The organism is Cupriavidus sp. HE11, from assembly GCF_056097175.1.
Window position 1 is genome coordinate 3,084,665 of sequence record NZ_CP184464.1, and the last position, 21,684, is coordinate 3,106,348.

Below are 21,684 nucleotides of genomic sequence, written 5' to 3' on the forward strand. Positions count from 1 at the left end.
TTTATTCCATTGCGCCTTTTGCCCCGATGCGCCTGATTTCCCTGCTGTTGTTCGTGCTGTTGCTGGCCGTTCAGTACCCGCTTTGGCTGGGCAAGGGCGGCTGGCTGCGTGTCTGGGATCTGAACCGCCAGGTGGGAGAGCAGGTGACGCACAACCAGGCGCTGAAGCTGCGCAACGCCAAGCTGGAAGGCGAAGTGAAGGATCTGCAGGATGGCACCGGTGCCATCGAGGAACGCGCCCGCTACGAGCTGGGCATGGTCAAGGACGACGAGGTGTTCGTCCAGTTCGTGGCCCCGGCCCCGAAGGTCAGCGCCACGCCGCCACTGCCGCCGCCAGCCAATTCCGTTGCCGGACGAGGCGGTCACTAGCCGTCGTCCAGCAGGCGTCATCAAGAGGTATCAGGTCCGGCCGCGCAACGCGGCCGGTATCGTTTCCGGGCGGTCCGTTACCACCAGCCGCCGTAAGGATAGCCACCGTAGCCGTAGCCCGGGAACCCGAAGCCTACGCCGGCTCCCCAGCCGCCACCACCGCCACCCCAGCCGTTGTAGAACATGTTGACGCTCGTGTTCGGGTAGTACGACGCGCGGCTCCATGCCGCCGCCGACTGCTGGTTGGCCATCACCGTGGCCTGTTCGTGGAGGATCTGCTGGTTCAGTGCGCCCAGCTTCTGGCGTTCGGCGTCGCTAAGCGGGGCGGGAGGAATGGCGTTGTCCGGCAGCCGTGCCGTGGCCGGTACACCCTCGGGGCTGCGCGGCACCGGCGCTGCGCAGCCGGCGATCAGGCCGCCGATTGCCAGAACGCTGGCCAGTGTGCAAGCCAGGGCAGGGGTCGATCTGGAACGAATGGTCGCTGTCATATCGGACTCCGTTCGGACGGCTGAAAAACAAGCATGCCATTGGACCCGACCACCCGTGTGTGTGGTTCCGCACGGTTGGCGGACTGGCATCGTTCCTGCCCCTGATCTTCCAAAAAGGGGCAGGCGGTACCTCAATGCTGCTGATTTGCGCCCTCGCCGGCACCGGTGGCGACCGGTGCGGTGAATAGCTGGGCCGCATCCACAGGGTCGAATGCATAGCGCTGGCCGCAGAAATCGCAGTGGATTTCCACCTCGCCACGCTCGGCGATGATGCCTTCGATTTCGTCCCGGCCTAGCGTATGCAACATATTCGCCACTTTTTCGCGCGAGCACGAGCACTGGAAGTGCGGCGTCATCGGCTCGAACACGCGCAGGCCGGCATTCTCCAGTTCTTCCCAGAACAGTCGGCGCAGCAGCGTTTCCGGCGATTCGGCCAGCAGTTCGTCTTCCTTCAGCGTGGCGCCAAGCTGGCAGGCGCGATCCCAGGTGTCCAGGTCCTGGCCCTGGCCTTCCTCGGTCAGCGCGGCGCCGGTTTCGCCAACCTGCGCGCCGGCCGTGCCGCCGTACGACGGCAGCTTCTGCAGCAGCATGCCGGCTGCTACCTGGTCGTTCGACGCCAGCCACAGGCGGGTGTCGAGCTGCTCGGAAGCCTGCATGTAGTGTTCGAGGACCTCGGTCATGGTAGCCAGCGGGCCGTGTTCGTCGGCCAGCGGCACGATGCCCTGGTAGGCCTGCTGGCCCGGCAGCTTGTCCTGCGGGTCGAGCGTGATGGCGAAGCGGCCCTTGCCATGCACGTTCACGAGCTGCTTCAGCGTGGCGTCGTCGGCAATCTCGGCGCCTTCGGCGATCTTGGCCGTGGCGCGCATCGACAGGTCGGACAGGCATTCCACCACCAGCATGCGCACGGGCCCGTCGCCGTGTACCTGCATGACCAGCGCGCCGTTGAACTTGAGGTTGGCCGACAGCAGCGCCGCGGCCGCGACCATCTCGCCCAGCACGCGCCGCACAGGCTCCGGGTAGGCATGGCGGTTCAGCACCTCTTGCCAGGTGGATTCGATGCGGACCAGTTCGCCACGCACGGGGGCAGCATCGAACAGGAATTTCTGAAGCGTATCGGGATTCGAGGAAGCGGTCACGGTTCTGTCTGGCGGTTAAGTCGGCGAATCGGCGGCGTCAGGACGCTGTCAGCCGATGCGCTTGAGTTCGGTCTTGTATACGGCCTGCCGCTTCGCATACGTCTCGGCGTTGCGATAGAGGTTGGCCACGTCGGCGTCGGTCAGCTCGCGCACCACCTTGGCGGGCGCACCCAGGATCAGCGACCGGTCCGGGAACACCTTGTTCTCGGTGATCACGGCGCCGGCGCCGACCAGGCATTCCTTGCCGATCACGGCACCATTGAGCACCACGGCCTGGATGCCGATCAGCGAGCCTTCGCCGACGGTGCAGCCATGCAGCATGGCCTGGTGGCCCACGGACACCTTGTCGCCCAGTGTCAGCGGACGGCCCGGATCGGTGTGCAGCACCGAGCCCTCCTGGATGTTGGTGTCTTCGCCTACCACGATCGGCTCGTTGTCGCCGCGAATCACCACCCCCGGCCAGGCACTGGCACGCGCCTTGAGCGTCACGTTGCCAATAATGGTGGCTTCCGCCGCCACGTAGGCATCTTCGTGAATTTTCGGGGCGGTATCGCCGAGCTGGTAAAGCGCCATGGGGTCTCCTGCTGAATGTGCGTAATTGGGGATGGCCGCGCGGATTAAAAGGGCCCGCTGAACGCGGCCGCCCAGGACAAGCCTCGGGCGGGCGGGGGCTCTACAATAGCGGCTTCCCGAATTTTACGCCTATGCCAGTGATCGCACCCGCCGACATCGCGCCCACGCCACTTGTCGCGCCCACGCCCGGGGCAACTGCCGGCTCCGCCTCCGCCCGCCGGCGTGCGCTGGACGTGCTATGCATGACCGATGCCCGGGCCAAGGCTGCGGCAGCCCGGGCCCTGTATGCCGCGCTGCTGGCAGGTGTCGATACCGTAGTCGATCCCGATGAAAGCCTTGTGGCGGCGCCCGACGCGGTGCCGGGCCGGCCTGCGCGCCCCGAACTGGTGCCGCCGATGCGCGTGGAGCGGCGCCGGTCGATTCACACCACGGCCGGCCGCGCCAACATGATCCACGCGCTGTGCCATATCGAATTCAACGCGATCAACCTCGCGCTCGACGCCGTCTGGCGCTTTTCCGGCATGCCCGCCGACTATTACCGCGACTGGCTGCGCGTGGCCGACGAAGAGGCCTATCACTTCACGTTGCTGGCCGATCACCTGCAGACGCTGGGCGCCGCCTATGGCGATTTTCCGGCGCACAACAGCCTGTGGGAGATGACCGACAAGACGGCGGTCGACGTGCTGGCGCGCATGGCGCTGGTGCCGCGCACGCTGGAAGCGCGCGGGCTGGATGCCTCGCCGCCGGTGCGCGCCAAGCTGGCCGATGCCGGCGACGAAGCGGCCGCCGCGATTATCGACATCATCCTGCGTGACGAAGTGGGCCATGTCGCCATCGGCAACCACTGGTACCGCTGGCTCTGCACGCAGCGCGGACTGGAACCCGTGGCCACCTATGCGCAACTGGCCGAGCAGTACAAGGCGCCGAAGCTGCGCGGCCCGTTCAACCTCGACGCCCGGCGCGCGGCCGGATTCGACGAGGATGAACTGGCCTGGCTGGAGGCCTCGGCGGGCTAGTTGGTCGGATTTCCGGCCTGCTGCTGTGGCTGCGCCCGTTCCTGCTCCATCAGCCGCAGCACCCGGCGCTGGATCTTGCCCGTGGTCGTCATCGGCAACTGGTCGATGAACTCGATGGCCTTCGGGTATTCGTACGGCGCCAGCTGGCCGCGCACATGCTGCTGCAGCTCGGCCACCAGCGCCGCATCGTTGTCGAACGAACGCGCCACGGCAGGCGTCAGCACGATAAACGCCTTGACGATGGCCCCGCGCTCGGGGTCCGGCGATGGCACGACGGCGCAGTTGGACACCGCCGGATGCTTGAGCAGGCAGTTCTCGATCTCGCTCGGCCCGATGCGATAGCCCGACGACTTGAACACGTCGTCGGCCCGGCCCTGATACCAGAGATAGCCATCGGCATCGACGCGGGCCAGGTCGCCGGTGCGGCACCAGCGCAGGCCGTCGGATTCCGAATACTTGCCAGCCGTGGCGGCCTCGTTCTTCCAGTAGCCCAGGAAGAACACCGGATCGGGGTGGCCGTGGATATCGGTGGCGCAGACGGCGACCTCGCCATCCTCCCCGGGCGCGCACGGGCGGCCGTCATCGTCGATCACGGCCACGCGGTGGCCGGGGTAGGGGCGGCCCATCGATCCCGGACGCGCCGGCCAGCCCAGGTGATCGTCGTCGTACTGCGCCGTGCAGTTGCCGACGATGTAGTTGATCTCGGTCTGGCCGAACATCTCGTTGACGATCACGCCCAGTGCGTCGCGACACCACGTGAACACCGTCTCGCCCACGGCCTCGCCCGCGCTCATGATGGCGCGCAGTTTCAGATCGTACTTTTCCGATGGCTCCGGGCAGGCCTTCATCATCTGCTTGAGCGCGGTCGGGAACAGGAACGTATTGGTCACGCCGTAGCGTTCCAGCAGTTCGAAGGCGCGTTCGGCCGAAAAGCGGCCCTGGTAGCCGACGATCGGACGGCCGAAATACAGCGCCGGCATCAGCGCGTCCCACAGGCCGCCGGTCCAGGCCCAGTCGGCGGGGCTCCAGAACACGTCGTCGTCCTGCGGATACCAGTTCTGCGAGCAGACAAAGCCGGTCAGGTTGCCGATCAGCGCACGGTGCGGAATCAGCGCGCCCTTGGGCGGCCCGGTGGTGCCGCTGGTGTAGATCAGCACCGCGGCCTCGTCGGCCTTGGTCTGTTCTGCGGTGAAATCGGGCAGTTGCGCGGCCAGCAGGGCGTCCCAGTCCAGGTCGCCGCGGCCAGTGGCCTGACCGGCGCCGATGATGGTCTTCAGCGTCGGGCATTCCGGGCGGGCGGCCAGCAGGTTGTCGATCGAGGTTTCGTCGGCAATCGCCACGTGGGTTTCGCTGTGGTCGATCCGGTAGGAAAGCGCCTCGGGGCCGAACAACATCGACAGCGGCATGGCAATCGCGCCAAGCTGGTAGACGGCCATGCCGGCGATCACCGTCTCGATACGCTGGGGCATCACGATGGCTACGCGGTCGCCGCGCTGTACGCCCAGCTCGCGCAGCGCACGCGACAGCCGGTTGGCTTCGGCCTGGATATGCGCATAGGTGTACGACGCGCGCCGGCCATCCTCATGCTCGGTGTGCACGGCGATGCGGCTTGCCGTGGCCGGGTCGCGGGCCCAGCGGCCGCAGCAGACCTCGGCCAGGTTGAAGAACTCCGGGACGTTCCAGTGGAACGATTCATGTAGCGCGTGATAGTCGTCACGGCGCGTGGCCGGCAAGGCGGTCATGCCAATGTCTCCAATGTTCTTGCTCGCTTCGACTAGCCGTTTGGCTATAATCCGACAAGCGAACGATCGTTCTATTTTTATCCGGGCTGCCGCGCGGCCATGGGCTGCGCGCGCATCAGAAGACCCGGGCACAGAGGGTGACACCATGACCATCACGGAAACTTCGCGTTCCGAATTTATCACGCTGCGTGGCCTGCGCACGCACGTACGCCACTGGGGACAACCCGGCGCGCCCAAGCTGTTCATGCTGCATGGCTGGATGGATGTGGCGGCGTCGTTCCAGTTCCTGGTCGATGCGTTTCAGCGCGACTGGCATGTGATCGCCATGGACTGGCGCGGCTTTGGCGAGACCGATTACCCGACGCAATACCCGGGCACGCGCTCGTACTGGTTTCCCGACTATGTGGCCGACCTGGAAGCGCTGCTCGACCACTACCAGCCCGACGGGCAGGTGGACCTGGTGGGCCACAGCATGGGCGCCAACGCGGTGTGCATCTACGCGGGTGTGCGGCCGGAGCGCGTACGGCGCGTGGTGGACCTGGAGGGATTCGGCCTGACGCGCACGCGGCCGGACCAGGCGCCATCCCGGCTGGCGCGCTGGCTTGACGAACTGCGCACGCCGCCCGAGCTGAAGACCTACGACAGCGAGGCCGCCGTGGCCGCGCGGCTGCAGAAGACCAATCCGCGCCTGCCCGACGATCGCGCCGCGTTCCTGGCCGCGCACTGGTCGCGCCGCAACGAGGCCGGTCGTTGGGAAATCCTTGGGGATGCCGCGCACAAGATGACCAACCCGACGCTGTACCGCATCGACGAGATCATGGCGATCTGGGAAAAGGTGGCGGCGCCGGTGCTGCACGTGGAAGCGCGCGATTCGGCCACGCTGAAGCACCTCGCGCACAAGCAGACCGTCGAGGAATTCAAGGAGCGCTTCCGTGCGTTTCCCGATTTCCGCGAGGTATTCGTCGACGACGCCGGGCACATGCTCCACCACGACCAGCCGCAGGTGGTGGCCAGGCTGATCGAGGATTTCCTGGTCTGAGCGAAGCGTATACCGGCTACGCGTGCGTGAGCTTTTCCTTCAGCGCGGGGTTGTTGCTGGTGTGCATATGCACCAGCGCCTTGTCGGGGAAGGCATAGTGATATGCCTTGCGCAGGGCCAGTGCGGCCTCGTGGAAGCCCGACAGGATCAGCTTCTGCTTGTTTGGATAAACGGCGATGTCGCCAGCCGCAAAGATGCCGCGGCGCGACGTTTCGTAGGTGGTGGTGTTCTCGATATGGATGCGGCCCGCGTGCATGTCGAGGTCCCACTGGGCGATCGGCCCCGGTTCGGACACCAGGCCGTACAGCGCGACAAGTTCGTCGGCTTCCACGGTGCGGTCGCCGTCGCGCGTCTTGATGCCGGCGTGGGTGAGGGCGCCGGTGTCATCGGTTTGTAGGCTGCCGAGCATGCCGACCACGAAATCCATCTCGCCTGCCTCGACGGCCGCGCGCATGGCGGCCACCGAGTGATCGGCGGCGCGAAAGCCTTCGCGCCGGTGCAGCAGCGTCACGCGTGCCGCCACCTTGCGCAGGGCCAGCGCCCAGTCCAGCGCCGAATCGCCGCCGCCAGCGACGATCACGCGCTTGCCGGCAAAGCGCGACACGTCGCGTACGGCATAGTGGACGTGCCGGTCTTCCAGCGGCGCAGCCTCGGGCAGCGACACGCGCTGCGGGGCGAAGGCCCCGGCACCGGCGCAGATCAGCACGGCCGCCACATCGAAACGCTTGCCGCCATCCGTGGTGATCAGCAGACGCGGGTGGCCGTCGGCGCCGTCGGTGTCGCTGACCGACTGCGCGCGCTGGCTGAAGTGCATCGGAAACGCGAACGGTGCGCACTGTTCGAGCAGTCGATCCACCAGTTCCTGCGCCAGGCAGCCTGGCACGGCCGGAATGTCGTAGATCGGCTTTTCGGGATAAAGCTCGGTGCATTGGCCGCCGGCGCGGTCCAGCACGTCGATCAGTTCGCATTTGAGGCCCAGCACGCCTGCCTGGAACGCGGCGAACAGGCCCACCGGGCCGGCGCCGACGATCAGCACGTCGGTCTGGATGGTTTCCGGGGTCGGGGAGGCGGGCTTGGTGGACATGGCTGGAAGCGGAAAAAAGCGGTCTGGACAGGCCCCATCATACCTTGCGTGCCGCGGCAATCCGGGCACGCCACCTTTGGCGGCAGGGCTAAAAAACCCTGCCGGGAGTAGAATATGACAATGCAAAACGCCAATGCCATCAACGCCGACCTGCACTGCCATTCCACCGTGTCCGACGGGATGTTGTCGCCGTCCGAGGTGGCCGCACGTGCGCACGCCGGCGGCGTGGCGTTCTGGGCCCTGACCGACCACGATGAGGTGGGAGGCCAGACCGAAGCCCGCACCGCTGCCGAAGCGCTGGGCATGCGCTATGTGCCGGGCGTGGAGATTTCGGTGACCTGGGCCGGGCAGACCGTGCATATCGTCGGTCTGCAGATCGATCCGTTCAACGCGGACCTGATCGATGGACTGGCCCGGACCCGCGACGGCCGTGCGCGCCGCGCGCAGGATATTGGCGAGGCGCTGGCGAAAATCGGCATTACCGGCGCCTACGAGGGCGCGCTGCGCTACGTCGGCAACCCCGACCTGATCTCTCGCACGCACTTTGCGCGCTGGCTGGTGGACGAGGGCCGTTGCAAGACCATTGGCGACGTGTTCAGCGAATACCTGTCGGAAGGCCGTCCGGGCTTCGTGCCGCACCGTTGGTCCGCATTGAAGGAAGCGGTGGGCTGGATTCGCGGCGCCGGCGGCATTGCGGTGATGGCACATCCGGGCCGATACAACTACACCGATTTGCAACACGACGCGCTGTTCGACGAATTCACGCAACTGGGCGGCCGTGCGGTCGAGGTCGTGACCGGCAGCCATACGCCCGACCAGTTCCGCCGCTACGCCGACGTGGCGCGCCACTATGGCCTGCTGGCATCGCGCGGATCGGATTTTCACGGTCCCGGCGAGGGCCGTGTGGAAATCGGCACGCTGCCGCCGCTGCCGTCGGACGTCACGCCGGTCTGGTACGACTGGTAACCTGCCCGCCCCGGAAACCCGCGCCCCTCATGTCCCAGTACTTCGAGATTCATCCCGAAAACCCGCAGGCGCGGCTGGTCAAGCAGGCCGCGCAGATCGTGCAGAAGGGCGGCCTGATCGCGCTGCCCACCGATTCCAGCTACGCCCTGGCCTGCCGGCTTGACGACAAGTCTGCCGTGGAACGCCTGCGCCGGCTGCGCGACATCGACGAAAAACACCATCTGACGCTGATGTGCAGCGACCTGTCGGAACTCGGCAACTTCGCCCGGGTCGATAACCGCCAGTACCGCTGGATCAAGGGCGCCACGCCGGGCCCGTACGTGTTTATCCTGGAAGCGACCAAGGAAGTGCCCAGGCGGCTGTCGCACCCGGCGCGCAAGACCATCGGTGTGCGCGTACCGGATCATGCGATTCCGCTGGCGCTGCTGGCCGAACTGGGGCAGCCGCTGATTTCGGCCACGCTGCAAATGCCGGACGACGAGGCGCCGATGAACGAGCCGGCCGAGATCCGTACGCGGCTGGAGAAGCAACTCGACCTTGTGATCTGCGGCGGCCCCGCGCCGGCCCAGCCGACGACTGTGATCGACCTGACCAGCGGCGAGCCGGAACTGGTGCGTGCCGGGCGTGGCGATGTCGAACGCTTCGGGCTGGTCGCCGCCGCCTGATCAGGCCAGCCTTGTTTCATTTGACCTGTCGTTTCTGATACATACCGCACATCCACGGACATGCCGGACAGCCTTGGGCGCCGGCGGCCCGATAGAATAGTTCGCATGGATTCCTCGATCGTCCAGACCTTCGCCGTATATGCACTGCCCGTGCTGTTTGCCATCACGCTGCACGAGGCCGCGCACGGTTTTGTGGCCAAGTATTTTGGCGACAACACCGCCTGGCTGCTCGGGCGGGTCAGCCTGAACCCGATTCGCCATATCGATCCGATCGGCACCGTGGCCGTGCCGCTGCTGCTGTATTTCCTGACGGCTGGCCAATTCGTGTTCGGGTTTGCCAAGCCGGTGCCAGTGGTGTTCGACCACCTGCGCAACCCGCGCTGGCATGGCATGTGGGTGGCGCTGGCCGGTCCCGCCAGCAACGTCGTGCAGGCGTTCCTGTGGGCGCTGATCGCCGTCGGCCTGGCCCTGGCGCAGATCCAGGAGCCGTTCTGGAGCCAGATGGCCCGCGCCGGTGTGCTGGTCAATACGGTGGTGGCCGCGTTCAACCTGTTCCCGATCCCGCCGCTCGATGGCGGCCGCGTGCTGACGGCCTTCCTGCCGCGTCGCATGGCCGAGGCGGTGGGCCGGGTCGAGCCGTACGGCATCTTCATCGTGCTGGCGCTGGTGGCTGCTGGTGTCATCACGCGGATCTGGATGCAGCCGGTGATGACGGTGCTGCTGTCGATCGTCGAACTCATGCTGCGCCCGGTGCTGATGGTGCTGCAGTAGCACCGGCCCGGCCTGTCTCCCCTGTTCCGGCTTCCCGGTTTCCTTCCTTTTCCCTGTTCCTGCCGATGCATTCCCAGCTTGCCGCGCCTTCCACCTGGCTGACCCGATGGGCCCACCTGATCCGGCCCGGTGGCCGGGTGCTCGACCTGGCCTGTGGCAGCGGGCGCCACGCCGCCTGGCTGGCGGGGCAGGGGTTTGCGGTGCTGGCCGTGGACCGCGATGCCGAGGCGGTTGCCGGGTTGCCGGCAGGCATCGAGGGCCGCGTGGCCGATCTGGAGCAGGGCGCCTGGCCCCTGGCGGATGCCGGCCGGTTTGACGCGGTGGTGGTCACCAACTACCTGCACCGGCCGCTGTGGCCGCATCTGCTGGACGCGCTGGCGCCGGGTGGGGTGCTGGTCTACGAGACCTTCGCGGCCGGCAATGAAACCGTCGGCAAGCCGTCGCGCCCCGATTTCCTGCTGCAACCTGGTGAATTGCTCGACGTGACGCGCGGCAAGTTGCGGGTGGCAGGTTACGAGGACGGCACGCTGGCGGCGCCGCGCGAGGCCTTCGTGCAGCGGATTTGTGCCGTGCGCGAGGTGCATGGGAGCGCGCCTGAGGCCCCGCCGCCGCGATATCCGCTGCCCGGATGGCCCCGGCCGTGAGGCGCCGGGGGCGCAGCGGCGGCCGTCAGCGAGACCGGCGCGCCACACGTTACGCCCGCTAACGTTTTCCCTCATTGATAGGGGGGGCGGAGCCCCTGACGGTTCCGGTACAATCCCGTTTGTTCGAATTTCCCGAATTCCCTGAGATATGACACAGATTACCGGCAGCATCGTGGCCATCGTCACCCCGATGCATGAGGATGGCAGCCTGGATTACCCGGCCCTGCGCGCCCTCATCGACTGGCATGCGGCGGAAGGCACCGATGGCATCGTGATCGTGGGCACCACGGGCGAGTCGCCGACGGTCAACGTCGAGGAGCATTGCGAACTGATCCGCGTGGCTGTCGAGCAGTCGGCTGGCCGCGTGCCCATCATCGCCGGGACCGGCGGCAATTCCACGAACGAGGCCATCGAGTTGACCGCCTTCGCGAAGAAGGTGGGCGCCGATGCGTCGCTGCAGGTCGTGCCGTACTACAACAAGCCGACGCAGGAAGGCATGTATCGCCATTTCCGCACGATCGCGGAAGCCGTTGACCTGCCGGTGCTGCTCTACAATGTCCCCGGCCGGACCGTGGCGGACATGAACAACGAGACGATCCTGCGCCTGGCGCAGGTGCCGGGCATCGTGGGCGTGAAGGAAGCTACCGGCAATATCGACCGTGCCGCGCAACTGATCAAGGACGCACCCGATACGTTTGCCATCTACAGTGGCGACGATCCCACCGCGGTGGCGCTGATCCTGCTGGGTGGCAAGGGCAATATCTCGGTCACCGCCAACGTGGCGCCGCGCAAGATGCACGAAATGTGTGTCGCGGCTCTGAAGGGCGATGTGGTGACGGCCCGCCGCCTGCACATGGAACTGATCGACCTCAACCGCGCGATGTTCGTCGAGGCCAATCCGATTCCGGTCAAGTGGGCGCTCCAGCAGATGGGCAAGATGGCAGGCGGTATCCGTCTGCCGTTGACCCCGCTGGCGGAAGGCCAGCACGAAACCGTGCGCCGCGCGCTGGCAGCGGCCGGCCTGCTGGGCTGAGATTCGCCGGCTGAACGTTCGGCTATTCGCCGATTCTTGAAACCAGGATTACGTGTCAATGAAACAGAAGCTTAACCGTCGCGGCGCGACGCAGATCCGCCGTGTCGCCGTGGTTGCGCCCGTGCTGGCGCTGACGCTGATTGCCGGCTGCAGCAGCATCAACGAAGCCATGCAGCCCGACAAGATCGACTACAAGTCCCAGGGCAAGAAGACCGCGTCGCTGGACATTCCGCCGGACCTGACCAAGCTCGAAGGCGATCGCCGTTATACCGTGCCCGATGCGGCAGGCACGTCGACGCTGTCGAACTACCAGCAGGCTACCAAGACGCGCGAGGCCGAGCCCGCCACCAACGTGCTGCCCTCCTCGCAGGGCATCCGCATGGAGCGCGATGGCAACCAGCGCTGGCTGGTGATCAGCAACGGCATGCGCGCCGACCAGCTGTGGGAGTCGCTGCGCGGCTTCTGGCAGGAAAATGGCTTCCTGCTGACCCAGGACTCGCCGCAGACCGGGATCATGGAAACGGACTGGGCCGAAAACCGCGCCAAGATTCCGCAGGACATCATCCGCAACACGATCGGCAAGGTGTTCGACGGCCTGTACTCGACCTCCGAGCGCGACAAGTTCCGTACGCGTGTGGAGCGCGCCCAGAACGGTCAGCTCGAAGTGTTCATCAGCCACCGTGGCGCGCAGGAGCAACTGACCGGCGTGGACAAGTCGACCACGGTCTGGACGCCGCGTCCGGCTGATCCGGAACTGGAAGCCGAATTCCTGTCGCGCCTGGCCCAGCGCCTGGGCGTGCAGAAGGAGCAGGCCAACCAGATGGCCAAGAACCCGACTCCGGTGGGCAATGCTGCGGCCGCCGTAGCCCCGGCGACTTCGGGCGACGCCACCGGTATCGGTGCCGCCGCGGCAACCGGTGCAGCCTCGGCCAGCGCCGTCGACAGCAAGTCGTTCCTGGCGCAGGTCAATGGCGCGCCGGCGCTGCAGTTGCCGGAGCCGTTCGACCGCGCATGGCGTTCGGTCGGCCTGTCGCTGGATCGCGTGAACTTCACGGTGGAAGACCGCGACCGCGCGCAAGGCCTGTACTACGTGCGCTACGTGGATCCGAAGCAGGCTGTGGATGATCGCGGCTTCTTCTCCAAGATCTTCACGAAGGCCAACGACGGCAAGACCGCGAAGAAGTATCGCGTGTCGCTGAAGGGCAATGGCACCGGCACCACGGTCACCGTGCAGAACGATGCCGGCCAGCCGGAAAACACCGAGATCAGCAAGCGTATCCTGTCGCTGCTGGACGAACAGCTGCACTGATGTTCGTCTGTAGTCCATCGATGCCGACGGCGCCCGCCGTCGGGCATCTTCCCAAGCGAGCGCATCGATGATGCGCTTTGCTTTTTTGGGAAGTGGCAGCGAAGGCAACTCGCTGCTGATCGAGGCCGGCGAGGGCACGTCCGTGACGCGTGTGCTGCTCGACTGCGGCTTCGGTATCAAGGAAACGGCGCGTCGCCTGGAGCGGCTGGGCGTCTTGCCCGGACAACTCGACGCCGTGCTGGTCACCCATGAGCACGGCGATCACGTCGGCTCTGCCTATGCGTTTGCCGCGCGGCACAAGCTTCCGGTTCACACTAGCCACGGCACCTGGCTGGCCACTTCGCACATGCGTGGCGCCGACCAGGCCGATGTGCGGGTATGTTGCGCCGATCACGTATTCGCGGTGGGCGGTCTGCAGATCCATCCCTATACCGTGCCGCACGATGCGCGTGAGCCGTTGCAGTTCGTGCTGACCGATGGCGATGCACGGCTTGGCGTGCTGACCGATGCGGGCATGGAAACGCCCTACGTCACGGCGCGTCTGGCTGGCGTAGATGCGCTGGTCCTCGAATGCAACCATGATCGTGACATGCTGGCCAACTCGGTCTATCCGTGGTCGCTGAAGCGGCGGATAGGTGGTGATTTTGGCCATCTGGCAAACGATATTGCGGCCAGTATCCTGTCGCAGGTGACCCATCCGGGTCTGTCGCGCGTGGTGGCGGCGCACTTGAGCAAGCAGAACAATACCCGCGAACTGGCGGCCGGCGCGCTGGCTACGGTGCTGGGTGTACTGCCTGATGAAATTCTGATCGCTGACCAGGAAGAAGGGCTGGACTGGCAGCCTGTGCGGGCATAATCGGCGAGCGCCGGTGCCGCTAATGGAGGGGCGTCAGATAATCGCCAAAACAAAAAGCCGACCCGAAGGTCGGCTTTTTGTTTTCGGAAAGATCCGATTACTGCTTGGCAGCCGGAGCCGAAGCGTCAGCAGCCGGAGCCGAAGCGTCGGCAGCCGGAGCCGAAGCGTCAGCAGCCGGAGCAGCAGCTGCGGGAGCCGAAGCGTCAGCAGCGGCCGGAGCCGAAGCAGCGGTATCAGCAGCGGGGGCAGCGGCTTCTTCCTTCTTGCCGCAAGCGGCCAGAGCAACAGCAGCCAGCAGGGATGCGATCAGGAGAGACTTCTTCATTGTTCGTCCTTTAACTTTTAATAAAACGAAAACAGGCGATGAATAATTACCGGTAATTATCGCTCTTGTACTGCAAATATGAGGCTCTCCCGGGTGCCGACAGTGCAGTGGTCCACAGTACTAGCCAGCGGGCGATTATATCCGCGTTTTCCCGCCTTGTGTATAGGCGAAATATGCCGGTTCATTCTGTTACGTAAAATTACACACCTGCCGGCGCGATCTGCAGCCAGCCCTCCATGGCCCAGTCGTGAAACGTGTCCATGAGATCCGGAAGTGCCGCGCACGCGGAGACTTCCTCTGCGGTGAGCTGGCGCAGGTCTGCCAGGCGTCGCAGCCATTTCGCCAGTGCGGGCGGCGGTTCGTACGCCTCGCCGTTCAGGAAGAAGTGCGTGCGGTCGTAGAGCGCAACGGAGGCTGGAGCAAGGACCACGCCATGAGCCTTGGCAAGCTTCGTGTACTGCTTCAGGCTGATTTCCGCAACCTCTTCGAACTGGACCGATTGCTTGGGCTCCGACAGGTACGAGCCCAGGAATTCGGACACCATGCCCTTGTCCCATTTCAGTGCCTGCAGGCGGTCGGCAACGGCGCGGGACAGGCTGGCGGGAAGCTGGGCCGGGGTGGCCGTAGCAGCCTCGCCGGCATCGGCGTAGCGGCCGTCCAGGTCTTCGTTGCCCTCGACCGTTTCAGACAGCCAGGCCAGGAAGTGGCCCGCCAGTTCGCGGTAGGCCGGCGCGCGGAAGCCGATCGACGCGGTCATGCACTCGCCCTCGGCGATGCCATCGTGGGCGTACTGTGGCGGCAGGTACAGCATGTCGCCGGGCTCGAGTACCCATTCCTGTTCGGTACTGAAGTCCGACAGGATCTTGAGCGGCACGTCGGGAATCAGATCGAGCTTGGTCTGTGACGAAATGCGCCAGCGACGTCGGCCCGATACTTGCAGCAGGAAAACGTCGTACGAATCGAAGTGGGGGCCGACGCCGCCGCCGTCGGTGGCGTAGCTGATCATGACGTCGTCGAGCCGCGCGTCGGGCACGAAGCGGAACTGGCTCATCAGATCGGCGGCAGCCCGGTTGTGCAGGTTCACACCCTGCACCAGCAGCGTCCACTTGCCAGACTTGCGTGACGGCAGGTTGTCCTCGGCGAAAGGACCGTGTTCGAGCTTCCAGCGGTTGCGAAAGTACGACACCAGGCGCGACTCCACATCGTCCCGATCGGCCAGTTCAAAAAGCGCTTCGCGCGACACAGGAGGCACGATTCCGGGCACGGCCTGTCGAATCAGCAGCGGTTTGCGGTGCCAGACGTCACGCATGAATGCCGCGGGCGTCATGCCCCCGAGCAGCGTGAGCGGTGCGTCGGGATCAATCGGGCCCGCAGGCAGGGCCTGCGCGTATAATGCGGAATCGCTCATGGAGTCAAGAATTGAAAATCGCTAAGAACACGGTGGTGTCCGTTGTGTACAAGCTGTCGGACGCGCAGGGCAATCTCATCGAGGAATCCGATGAGCCCATGGTCTATTTGCACGGCGGGTATGATGGCACGTTCCCCAAGATCGAGGAAGCGCTGGACGGCCACGATGCCGGCTTCGAGACCGAATTGCAGTTGGAACCCGAAGACGCATTCGGCGACTACGATGCCGAACTGGTGAAGGTCGAGCCGCGCGATCGCTTCCCTGAGCCGCTGGAAGTTGGCATGCAGTTCGAAGGCGTGCCCGAGGACGGCGACGACGAAGATTCGATCATCTACACGGTGACCGACGTTGCCGAAGACAAGGTCGTGCTGGACGGCAACCACCCGCTGGCCGGCATGGCACTGCGTTTCTGGCTGAAGGTGTCCGAGGTGCGTGAAGCCACCGCCGAGGAAGTGGAACACGGTCACGCGCACGGCGCTTCGGGCATCGAAGTCGTCGACGAAGACGAGGATGAAGGCGGCGAAGGCGACAGCCCGCGCACGCTGCACTGATCCGATACTGGATTTCCGCCAGTCGAGCGATACGCGACAGGTCATCGCGAACATGAAAAAAAGCCGGCATCTGCCGGCTTTTTCTATTTGGATTGGCCTGGGCGCCGGGGGAGGCGTGAGCCGGATGCGTGACGCGCGTCAATCCCGGTCATCAACCGAACCGGCCACCAACCGAACCGTTCCAGCCGTTCTAGTTCGGTTTGGGTCCGTCCTGGACTTCCACCTGGAACACCGACCGCGTGCCGGGGGTAACGGTCAATTCGACCCAGCGTGACGGATTGCCGATGGGCAATGCCACACGCGTAAAGTTGCCAATCACCTTGCCGGCAGCGTCTCGCAACGGCTTGTCGACACTGAAGCCACTGTCGCTGGCATGCACGAGCAACACCTGGCCAGGAAACTTGGCCGTCAGGTCGCGCAGTTGCCGCTTGAATTCCAGATAGCCGTCGCGTGTGCCGCGGCGCAGGAATCCGTCGAGCAGCGACGGCTTGCCGCGTTTTTCCCACCCGTTGCCGAACATCGGGTCGGCATGGACCACCACGAGGATGCCTGGCAGGTCGCGCTGGGTAGCCACCGAGAATGCCCGGCCCAGCCATTGCCGGTTGGCTTCGCGGCGGTCCTCGAACTCGCCATTGCGGCCACCTTCGCTGCGATAGTGATTGTTGTCGCCGGGCAGGTTCAGCCCGACCACCATCACGTTGCCTTCCACCAGTCGCACGTTCTCGCGAAAGCTGCGGAACATGGCCTGATCCGACTGGCGCACCACCGGAATCGTGCGCCGGCCGAGCGTGGCATCGACCGGGAAGAACAGTTCGCGCAATCGGTTAAGCCGCTCGACCGCATCGAATCTGCCATTGACCGGTTTCTGGCATTCCGCCCAGTCCGTTTCTCCCGGGACGTAAAGCACGGGTGCGGGAGAATCGTCGAGGGCCCGCAGTCGCGCGCCCAGCACGGCATCGCCGCAGGACTCCGTGTCGCCCTTGATGCCGCCGGCATGAATGATCAGCGCCACCTGCCGCGCGTTCATCTGGTCGAACAGGGCAGCCATATCGGCTTCCGCCGCCGGCCATTGCGGCACGTCGGCAATCAGTGCCATGCGCGTGAGCTGTACGGCCGGCGCCGGTGGCGGCGTCACCTTGCTGGTACGTGCAGCCTCGGCAGCGACTGGCGACATCAGGCAGACAAAGCCCGCCATGACGGCCACTGCCAGGGTCATGCGTCCGGAGCCGTGCGTGGCACTCATGCTTTGCCGGCGGATTCCGCAATGGCCTTTAGCCGATACAGTGCCTCCAGCGCGTCGCGCGGCGAAAGGCTGTCCGGATCGATATCGGCCAGCGCATCAAGCGCGGCTGCCTGCTCGGCCGACGCGGTTGCCATGGCTGGTGCCGCATCGTCGTCGTCCAGCGGCGTGGCCGGTGCCGCGAACAGGTCCATCTGCGGCGTGGGCGTGGCATCGGCCGACTGCTGTTCCAGCCAGGCCAGGTGCTTGCGCGCGGCGCGAATCACCGGTTGCGGCACGCCCGCCAGTTGCGCCACCTGCAGGCCGTAGCTCTGGCTGGCCGGGCCATCCTGCACGGCATGCAGGAAGACGATGCCGTCGCCGTGCTCCACGGCGGAAAGATGGACGTTTGCCGCCTGGGAAAATTCCTGTGGCAGTTGCGTGAGCTCGAAGTAGTGCGTGGCGAACAGCGTGTGGCTGCGGTTGTGCGACAGCAGGTGGCGGGCAATCGCCCACGCCAGCGCCAGGCCGTCAAATGTCGACGTGCCTCGGCCGATTTCGTCCATCAGCACCAGGCTCGATGGCGTGGCGTTATGGAGGATGCCGGCCGCCTCGGTCATTTCCACCATGAAGGTCGACCTCCCACCGGCCAGGTCGTCAGCGGCGCCGATCCGCGTGAAGATGCGATCGATCGGCCCGATTCTGGCTTGCCGCGCCGGCACCCAGGCGCCTACGCAGGCCAGCAGTACGATCAGTGCAGTCTGACGCATGAAGGTCGACTTACCGCCCATGTTCGGGCCGGTAATCAGCAGCAGCTTGCGCGCCTCGTTGAGCTGGCAGTCGTTGGCGATGAAGGCCACTGATTCCGCCGCCAGCTGGCCTTCCACCACCGGGTGCCGGCCCTGTGCGATGTCGACCACGTTTTCGCTGACCCGCTCGGGCTGGGTCCAGTCGAGCGTGCGGGCGCGCTCGGCCAGCGTGGTCAGCACGTCGAGCCGGGCCAGGGCGCCCGCCACGCGTTGCAGGCCGCCGATATGAGGCAGCAGCGCCTGCAGCAATGCTTCGTAGAGCTGCTTCTCGCGTGCCAGCGCCCGGTCCTGCGCGGACAATGCCTTGTCCTCGAAGGCCTTGAGTTCCGGCGTGATGTAGCGCTCGGCGTTCTTCAGCGTCTGGCGGCGGCGATAGTCGTCGGGAACCTTGTCGGCCTGGCCGTTCGTCACCTCGATATAGAAGCCATGCACGCGGTTGTACTCGACGCGCAGGTTCGAGATGCCGGTGCGTTGGCGTTCCCGCGTCTCCAGTTCGATCAGGAACTGGCCGCAGTTTTCCGAAATGTCGCGCAGTTCATCAAGCTCGGCATCGTAGCCGCGTGCGATCACGCCACCATCGCGGATCACCGTCGACGGCTCCTCGGCCACTGCACGTGTCAACAGCGTCAGGCAGTCAGCCGGGATTTCGAGTTCGTCGATCGTCTGCGCGAGCAACGGCGATTCGTGCGCGGCGACAACACTGGCCTGCACGGCGGGCAGTGCCTTCAGCGTGTCGCGCAGCGACGACAGGTCGCGGGGGCGTGCGGACAGCAGCGCCAGGCGCGCCGTGACGCGTTCGACATCGCACAGCCGGCGCAGGGTGGTGCGCACGCTTTCCGGATCCTGGGCGATCAGTACGCCGATGGCCTGCTGCCGCGCGCGTGGCAGCGCCGGGTCGCGCAGCGGGTGATGCAGCCAGTGGCGCAGCGCGCGGCTGCCCATTGTCGTCGAACAGGTGTCAAGCAGCGAGAACAGCGTCGGCGACTCGCCGCCGCGCAGCGTTTCGGTCAATTCGAGATTGCGCCGGGTGGCCGTGTCCAGCCCGACGAACTCGGACTCCCGCTCGACGGTCACGCCCTGCACGTGGCGCAGCGATTGACCCTGCGTGGTGGCGGCATAGTTAAGCAGTGCGCCCGCCGCGCCCAGGGCGGCACCCAGTCCGGCGCAACCGAACGGTTCCAGGCTGGCCACGCCAATCTGCTCGCGCAGCCGGCGGGTGCCCGCGTCCTGGTCGAAGTGCCATTCGGGCAGGCGGGTGCGGGCGCACGGCAGTACGGGCAGGTCGATCCCGTCCGCGTAAAGCAGTTCCGCCGGACGGATGCGTTCCAGTTCGCGCGAGAGCTGGGCTGCATCGCATTCCATCAGGCGCAGTTCGCCGCTTGCCAGGTTCAGCCACGCCAGGCCCGTCTTGCTGATGCCGCGGCGCGTGGTTTGCTGGTGCACGGCCATCAGATAGCTGTCGGTCTTCTCGGGCAGCAGCGCCGCGTCGGTCAGCGTGCCCGGCGTGACGATGCGTACCACCTTGCGCTCTACCGGGCCCTTGCTGGTGGCCGGATCGCCAATCTGCTCGCAGATCGCCACCGATTCGCCAAGTTTGACCAGGCGTGCCAGGTACTGGTCGACCGAGTGGAACGGAATGCCGGCCATGCGGATCGGCACGCCGCCAGACTGGCCGCGCGACGTCAGGGTGATGTCGAGCAGGCGGGCGGCCTTTTCGGCATCGTCATGGAACAGCTCATAGAAATCGCCCATCCGGTAGAAGAGCAGCGTGTCCGGATGATCTGCCTTGATCCGCAGATACTGCAGCATCATGGGCGTGTGTTTTTCGGCCTTGTCAGCCTTGTCGGCTTTATCGGCCTTGTCCGACCTGCCCGACTTTCCGCTGCGCGGGGCAGTGCCTTCGGCGGCAGCCAGGGCATCGGCAGACAGGGCACCGTTGCCGGCTTCGCGGATGTCATCCTCGCGCGGCGAGTCGTCGGGCGAGGTCGTGGACGGGTTGGAAACGGCTTCAGCGGACATGCATTCCTCTCGGGCGGCACCACATCGGGGCCGCCGGTATATCGGTTGCCGCGCGGCAGGCAGTTCTTCGGTCAGACGCCCGGGAGTTGTCCCGGCGTCACCGGCCTGTTCCGGACCGCGGCGCAAAGCGGCATTTTACTGCCAGCCCAACCCGGAACTTCGTCCCGGATTCTCATTTTTGCTCGGAAGTTCGGGCGCTTTTGCGCCGGCTCATGCGTCACTGGCCATGGCTTCCAGAGCCGCGCGGGCCAGAAAGCCGCTGCGCGTCTCGTGGCGGGCGCCGACGTAAGTGTCGATCCTGTGCAGCACAAAGCGGGGCAGGCTGATGTTGATGCGCTCGGGCCGGTTGTCGAGCCTGGTCATGTCGACGTCTGCCAGTGCCCAGACCGCTTCCGCAAATTCGGGCCGCTCCGCCAGTTCGGCGATCGGCGTGGCCGCCGGCGTGATGTCCTCGCCCAGTGACAACAGCACCTCGAAGTGGCTGGTGATTGCCTCGCGCGCATTGCGGATGGCGTCCTCGATGGTGTCGCCCGATGAGTAGCAGCCCGGCACGTCGGGCACCGTCACGCCGTAGATGCTCTCGGGATCCTTGTGAATGGCAATCGGAAATTCCATGTTGTTGCTCTCCATGCGTTGCGCGCCCGTCATACCAACCTTGCCGTCAGCATGATGCCGCGCACCGTGCCGGTCGGCAGGTCCTTGTTCGGATGCGGCGCGGTGACGATCTGTGCGCGCGACGGATGCTTGTAGGTGAGATGACTGCCCTTGCAGCGCACCAGGTGCCATCCCTCGCGTTCCAGCAGTCGGATCAATGCCGTTGAGTGCAAAAGCGCCTCCTTCTGGCGGTCTGTGTGTAAAAATACACACGATAGTAGAGGGGGCGCAAGTCGTTTGTGGATCACGGGAGACTCTATGTGGCGTGGATCAAGAAGTCTCGGGCCGGATTCTCAAAATGAGGTGCGGGCGACGAGATTTGTCACCCGACGGCACGGCGCGCTGCAAACCTGTCAGTCATTGCCATATGTAACCAGATGTTTCCGACAAAAACTGTCACTCGCGACGCCATATCGGCCTGGCACGGTCCTTGGATAAGTCAGGACGTACCGGCACGCAGAGGCCGGCAACATGACGGGTCGCAAAAATGAAAAAAGCACGGACGGGAAGATGGCCGGGGAGGCTCGTGGCAGGGATCCGGGTGGGGTGGACGGCCTGGCCGCCATCGCCTCAACGCGGATTCACGCTGATCGAGCTGATGATCGTGGTGGCGATCGTGGGCATTCTTGCCGCGATCGCCATTCCCACGTACCAGGGCTTTGTGGTGAAGGCGGAGATCGGCCGCGCCTACTGGGAGGCATCGGCGTACAAGATTCCGGTGGAAGAGCGGCTGCAGAACGGCCAGAACTTGTTTCCGGATCCGGTCGTGTCGCTCGGCTATATCCGGTCACAGCTGACCGCCACGCCAAACCGGTTCGAATTCAATGCGGACGGCTCGGGCAGTATTGTCGTCACGCTCGATGGTGACGTGCATCCGGCGGTCCGGGGTACGCGCCTGACCGTGGGCCGCATGGCCGACGGCACGTGGAACTGCGCGGTGCGGGTTGGCAGCGACGCCGTGACGTCGCAGCAACTGCCCACCGCGTGCCTCATCGATTCGGCCGGCTAG

At 65.5% G+C, this 21,684-nt stretch carries 23 protein-coding genes; 12 read left to right on the plus strand and 11 right to left on the minus strand.

The annotated features are described in order from the left end of the window. The first annotated feature begins 26 nt into the window (after window positions 1-26). Window positions 27-368, plus strand: a complete 342-nt coding sequence (ftsB, locus tag ACOABP_RS14315) for a cell division protein FtsB (RefSeq protein WP_066738781.1) — start codon at window positions 27-29, stop codon at window positions 366-368. A gap of 77 nt (window positions 369-445) precedes the next feature. Here ftsB and ACOABP_RS14320 read toward each other — a convergent pair whose 3' ends face one another. The 3 genes from ACOABP_RS14320 to ACOABP_RS14330 form a co-directional block, all read right to left on the minus strand. Next, window positions 446-856: a hypothetical protein gene (locus ACOABP_RS14320; protein WP_474225707.1), complete on the minus strand. Its 411-nt coding sequence runs from the start codon at window positions 854-856 to the stop codon at window positions 446-448. Window positions 857-987: 131 nt separating this feature from the next. Beyond that, window positions 988-1,992: an Hsp33 family molecular chaperone HslO gene (hslO, locus tag ACOABP_RS14325; protein WP_474225709.1), complete on the minus strand. Its 1,005-nt coding sequence runs from the start codon at window positions 1,990-1,992 to the stop codon at window positions 988-990. 48 nt (window positions 1,993-2,040) lie between these two features. Further along, window positions 2,041-2,565: a gamma carbonic anhydrase family protein gene (locus ACOABP_RS14330; protein ID WP_066738778.1), complete on the minus strand. Its 525-nt coding sequence runs from the start codon at window positions 2,563-2,565 to the stop codon at window positions 2,041-2,043. A 131-nt stretch (window positions 2,566-2,696) separates the two neighbouring features. On the opposite strand from ACOABP_RS14330, the gene ACOABP_RS14335 reads away from it, so the two are divergent. After that, entirely contained in the window at window positions 2,697-3,581 is an 885-nt protein-coding gene (locus tag ACOABP_RS14335; RefSeq protein ID WP_474225711.1) for a ferritin-like domain-containing protein, read from the plus strand. On the opposite strand, the gene ACOABP_RS14340 is transcribed toward ACOABP_RS14335, so the two are convergent. Then, on the minus strand, window positions 3,578-5,323 hold the full coding sequence (locus ACOABP_RS14340) for an acetate--CoA ligase (RefSeq protein WP_474225712.1): 1,746 nt from the start codon (window positions 5,321-5,323) through the stop codon (window positions 3,578-3,580). The two genes, ACOABP_RS14335 and ACOABP_RS14340, sit on opposite strands and share 4 nt — an antisense overlap. 145 nt (window positions 5,324-5,468) lie before the next feature. Here ACOABP_RS14340 and ACOABP_RS14345 point away from each other — a divergent pair, with 145 nt between their 5' ends. Further along, window positions 5,469-6,362, plus strand: a complete 894-nt coding sequence (locus ACOABP_RS14345; RefSeq protein ID WP_474225713.1) for an alpha/beta fold hydrolase — start codon at window positions 5,469-5,471, stop codon at window positions 6,360-6,362. A gap of 16 nt (window positions 6,363-6,378) precedes the next feature. Here ACOABP_RS14345 and ACOABP_RS14350 read toward each other — a convergent pair whose 3' ends face one another. Next, on the minus strand, window positions 6,379-7,446 hold the full coding sequence (locus ACOABP_RS14350; protein ID WP_474225714.1) for an NAD(P)/FAD-dependent oxidoreductase: 1,068 nt from the start codon (window positions 7,444-7,446) through the stop codon (window positions 6,379-6,381). 120 nt (window positions 7,447-7,566) lie between these two features. Between ACOABP_RS14350 and ACOABP_RS14355 the strand changes: the two genes are divergently transcribed. The 7 genes from ACOABP_RS14355 to ACOABP_RS14385 all read left to right on the plus strand — a co-directional run bounded on the left by ACOABP_RS14355 (window position 7,567) and on the right by ACOABP_RS14385 (window position 13,690). Further along, window positions 7,567-8,412 carry a 3',5'-nucleoside bisphosphate phosphatase gene (locus tag ACOABP_RS14355; RefSeq protein WP_474227841.1) on the plus strand — a complete coding sequence of 282 codons (846 nt, stop codon included), beginning with the start codon at window positions 7,567-7,569 and terminating at the stop codon, window positions 8,410-8,412. Window positions 8,413-8,441: 29 nt separating this feature from the next. Further along, window positions 8,442-9,077 carry an L-threonylcarbamoyladenylate synthase gene (locus ACOABP_RS14360; RefSeq protein ID WP_066738763.1) on the plus strand — a complete coding sequence of 212 codons (636 nt, stop codon included), beginning with the start codon at window positions 8,442-8,444 and terminating at the stop codon, window positions 9,075-9,077. Window positions 9,078-9,182: 105 nt separating this feature from the next. Next, window positions 9,183-9,848, plus strand: a complete 666-nt coding sequence (locus tag ACOABP_RS14365; protein WP_066738762.1) for a site-2 protease family protein — start codon at window positions 9,183-9,185, stop codon at window positions 9,846-9,848. A gap of 65 nt (window positions 9,849-9,913) precedes the next feature. After that, window positions 9,914-10,492: a class I SAM-dependent methyltransferase gene (locus tag ACOABP_RS14370; protein WP_474225715.1), complete on the plus strand. Its 579-nt coding sequence runs from the start codon at window positions 9,914-9,916 to the stop codon at window positions 10,490-10,492. 148 nt (window positions 10,493-10,640) lie between these two features. Further along, window positions 10,641-11,525 carry a 4-hydroxy-tetrahydrodipicolinate synthase gene (dapA, locus tag ACOABP_RS14375; RefSeq protein WP_474225716.1) on the plus strand — a complete coding sequence of 295 codons (885 nt, stop codon included), beginning with the start codon at window positions 10,641-10,643 and terminating at the stop codon, window positions 11,523-11,525. A gap of 58 nt (window positions 11,526-11,583) precedes the next feature. Then, window positions 11,584-12,834 (plus strand): outer membrane protein assembly factor BamC, encoded by a 1,251-nt coding sequence (bamC, locus tag ACOABP_RS14380; RefSeq protein ID WP_474225717.1) that lies wholly within the window; start codon window positions 11,584-11,586, stop codon window positions 12,832-12,834. Between the two features lie 67 nt (window positions 12,835-12,901). Continuing rightward, entirely contained in the window at window positions 12,902-13,690 is a 789-nt protein-coding gene (locus ACOABP_RS14385) for an MBL fold metallo-hydrolase (protein WP_474225718.1), read from the plus strand. A 97-nt stretch (window positions 13,691-13,787) separates the two neighbouring features. On the opposite strand, the gene ACOABP_RS14390 is transcribed toward ACOABP_RS14385, so the two are convergent. Beyond that, window positions 13,788-14,015, minus strand: a complete 228-nt coding sequence (locus tag ACOABP_RS14390) for a hypothetical protein (protein ID WP_474225720.1) — start codon at window positions 14,013-14,015, stop codon at window positions 13,788-13,790. A 199-nt stretch (window positions 14,016-14,214) separates the two neighbouring features. After that, on the minus strand, window positions 14,215-15,423 hold the full coding sequence (locus ACOABP_RS14395; protein ID WP_474225721.1) for a ribosomal protein uL16 3-hydroxylase: 1,209 nt from the start codon (window positions 15,421-15,423) through the stop codon (window positions 14,215-14,217). 11 nt (window positions 15,424-15,434) lie between these two features. Here ACOABP_RS14395 and ACOABP_RS14400 point away from each other — a divergent pair, with 11 nt between their 5' ends. Next, window positions 15,435-15,974, plus strand: a complete 540-nt coding sequence (locus tag ACOABP_RS14400) for an FKBP-type peptidyl-prolyl cis-trans isomerase (protein WP_474225722.1) — start codon at window positions 15,435-15,437, stop codon at window positions 15,972-15,974. Window positions 15,975-16,164: 190 nt separating this feature from the next. Here the strand turns inward: ACOABP_RS14400 and ACOABP_RS14405 are convergent, their stop codons facing one another. The 4 genes from ACOABP_RS14405 to ACOABP_RS14420 form a co-directional block, all read right to left on the minus strand. After that, window positions 16,165-17,190, minus strand: a complete 1,026-nt coding sequence (locus ACOABP_RS14405) for a hypothetical protein (protein ID WP_474227842.1) — start codon at window positions 17,188-17,190, stop codon at window positions 16,165-16,167. Between the two features lie 23 nt (window positions 17,191-17,213). After that, window positions 17,214-19,814: a DNA mismatch repair protein MutS gene (mutS, locus tag ACOABP_RS14410; RefSeq protein ID WP_474227843.1), complete on the minus strand. Its 2,601-nt coding sequence runs from the start codon at window positions 19,812-19,814 to the stop codon at window positions 17,214-17,216. 417 nt (window positions 19,815-20,231) lie between these two features. Continuing rightward, window positions 20,232-20,636, minus strand: coding sequence for a type II toxin-antitoxin system HicB family antitoxin (locus ACOABP_RS14415; RefSeq protein ID WP_474225724.1), 405 nt, complete (start codon window positions 20,634-20,636; stop codon window positions 20,232-20,234). A gap of 29 nt (window positions 20,637-20,665) precedes the next feature. After that, complete coding sequence (locus ACOABP_RS14420; RefSeq protein WP_474225725.1) at window positions 20,666-20,833, minus strand: type II toxin-antitoxin system HicA family toxin; 168 nt, start codon at window positions 20,831-20,833, stop codon at window positions 20,666-20,668. A gap of 440 nt (window positions 20,834-21,273) precedes the next feature. On the opposite strand from ACOABP_RS14420, the gene ACOABP_RS14425 reads away from it, so the two are divergent. Further along, the gene (locus ACOABP_RS14425; protein WP_474227844.1) at window positions 21,274-21,684 is read left to right on the plus strand and encodes a pilin; all 411 of its coding nucleotides are present in this window, start codon (window positions 21,274-21,276) and stop codon (window positions 21,682-21,684) included.

Coding starts and splice junctions, on each gene's coding strand:
- ftsB (WP_066738781.1), top strand. CDS start 27: ATGCGCCTGATTTCCCTGCTGTTGTTCGTGCTGTTGCTGGCCGTTCAG.
- ACOABP_RS14320 (WP_474225707.1), bottom strand. CDS start 856: ATGACAGCGACCATTCGTTCCAGATCGACCCCTGCCCTGGCTTGCACA.
- ACOABP_RS14330 (WP_066738778.1), bottom strand. CDS start 2,565: ATGGCGCTTTACCAGCTCGGCGATACCGCCCCGAAAATTCACGAAGAT.
- ACOABP_RS14335 (WP_474225711.1), top strand. CDS start 2,697: ATGCCAGTGATCGCACCCGCCGACATCGCGCCCACGCCACTTGTCGCG.
- ACOABP_RS14340 (WP_474225712.1), bottom strand. CDS start 5,323: ATGACCGCCTTGCCGGCCACGCGCCGTGACGACTATCACGCGCTACAT.
- ACOABP_RS14345 (WP_474225713.1), top strand. CDS start 5,469: ATGACCATCACGGAAACTTCGCGTTCCGAATTTATCACGCTGCGTGGC.
- ACOABP_RS14350 (WP_474225714.1), bottom strand. CDS start 7,446: ATGTCCACCAAGCCCGCCTCCCCGACCCCGGAAACCATCCAGACCGAC.
- ACOABP_RS14355 (WP_474227841.1), top strand. CDS start 7,567: ATGCAAAACGCCAATGCCATCAACGCCGACCTGCACTGCCATTCCACC.
- ACOABP_RS14360 (WP_066738763.1), top strand. CDS start 8,442: ATGTCCCAGTACTTCGAGATTCATCCCGAAAACCCGCAGGCGCGGCTG.
- ACOABP_RS14365 (WP_066738762.1), top strand. CDS start 9,183: ATGGATTCCTCGATCGTCCAGACCTTCGCCGTATATGCACTGCCCGTG.
- ACOABP_RS14370 (WP_474225715.1), top strand. CDS start 9,914: ATGCATTCCCAGCTTGCCGCGCCTTCCACCTGGCTGACCCGATGGGCC.
- dapA (WP_474225716.1), top strand. CDS start 10,641: ATGACACAGATTACCGGCAGCATCGTGGCCATCGTCACCCCGATGCAT.
- bamC (WP_474225717.1), top strand. CDS start 11,584: ATGAAACAGAAGCTTAACCGTCGCGGCGCGACGCAGATCCGCCGTGTC.
- ACOABP_RS14385 (WP_474225718.1), top strand. CDS start 12,902: ATGATGCGCTTTGCTTTTTTGGGAAGTGGCAGCGAAGGCAACTCGCTG.
- ACOABP_RS14390 (WP_474225720.1), bottom strand. CDS start 14,015: ATGAAGAAGTCTCTCCTGATCGCATCCCTGCTGGCTGCTGTTGCTCTG.
- ACOABP_RS14395 (WP_474225721.1), bottom strand. CDS start 15,423: ATGAGCGATTCCGCATTATACGCGCAGGCCCTGCCTGCGGGCCCGATT.
- ACOABP_RS14405 (WP_474227842.1), bottom strand. CDS start 17,190: ATGACCCTGGCAGTGGCCGTCATGGCGGGCTTTGTCTGCCTGATGTCG.
- mutS (WP_474227843.1), bottom strand. CDS start 19,814: ATGATGCTGCAGTATCTGCGGATCAAGGCAGATCATCCGGACACGCTG.
- ACOABP_RS14415 (WP_474225724.1), bottom strand. CDS start 20,636: ATGGAATTTCCGATTGCCATTCACAAGGATCCCGAGAGCATCTACGGC.
- ACOABP_RS14425 (WP_474227844.1), top strand. CDS start 21,274: ATGATCGTGGTGGCGATCGTGGGCATTCTTGCCGCGATCGCCATTCCC.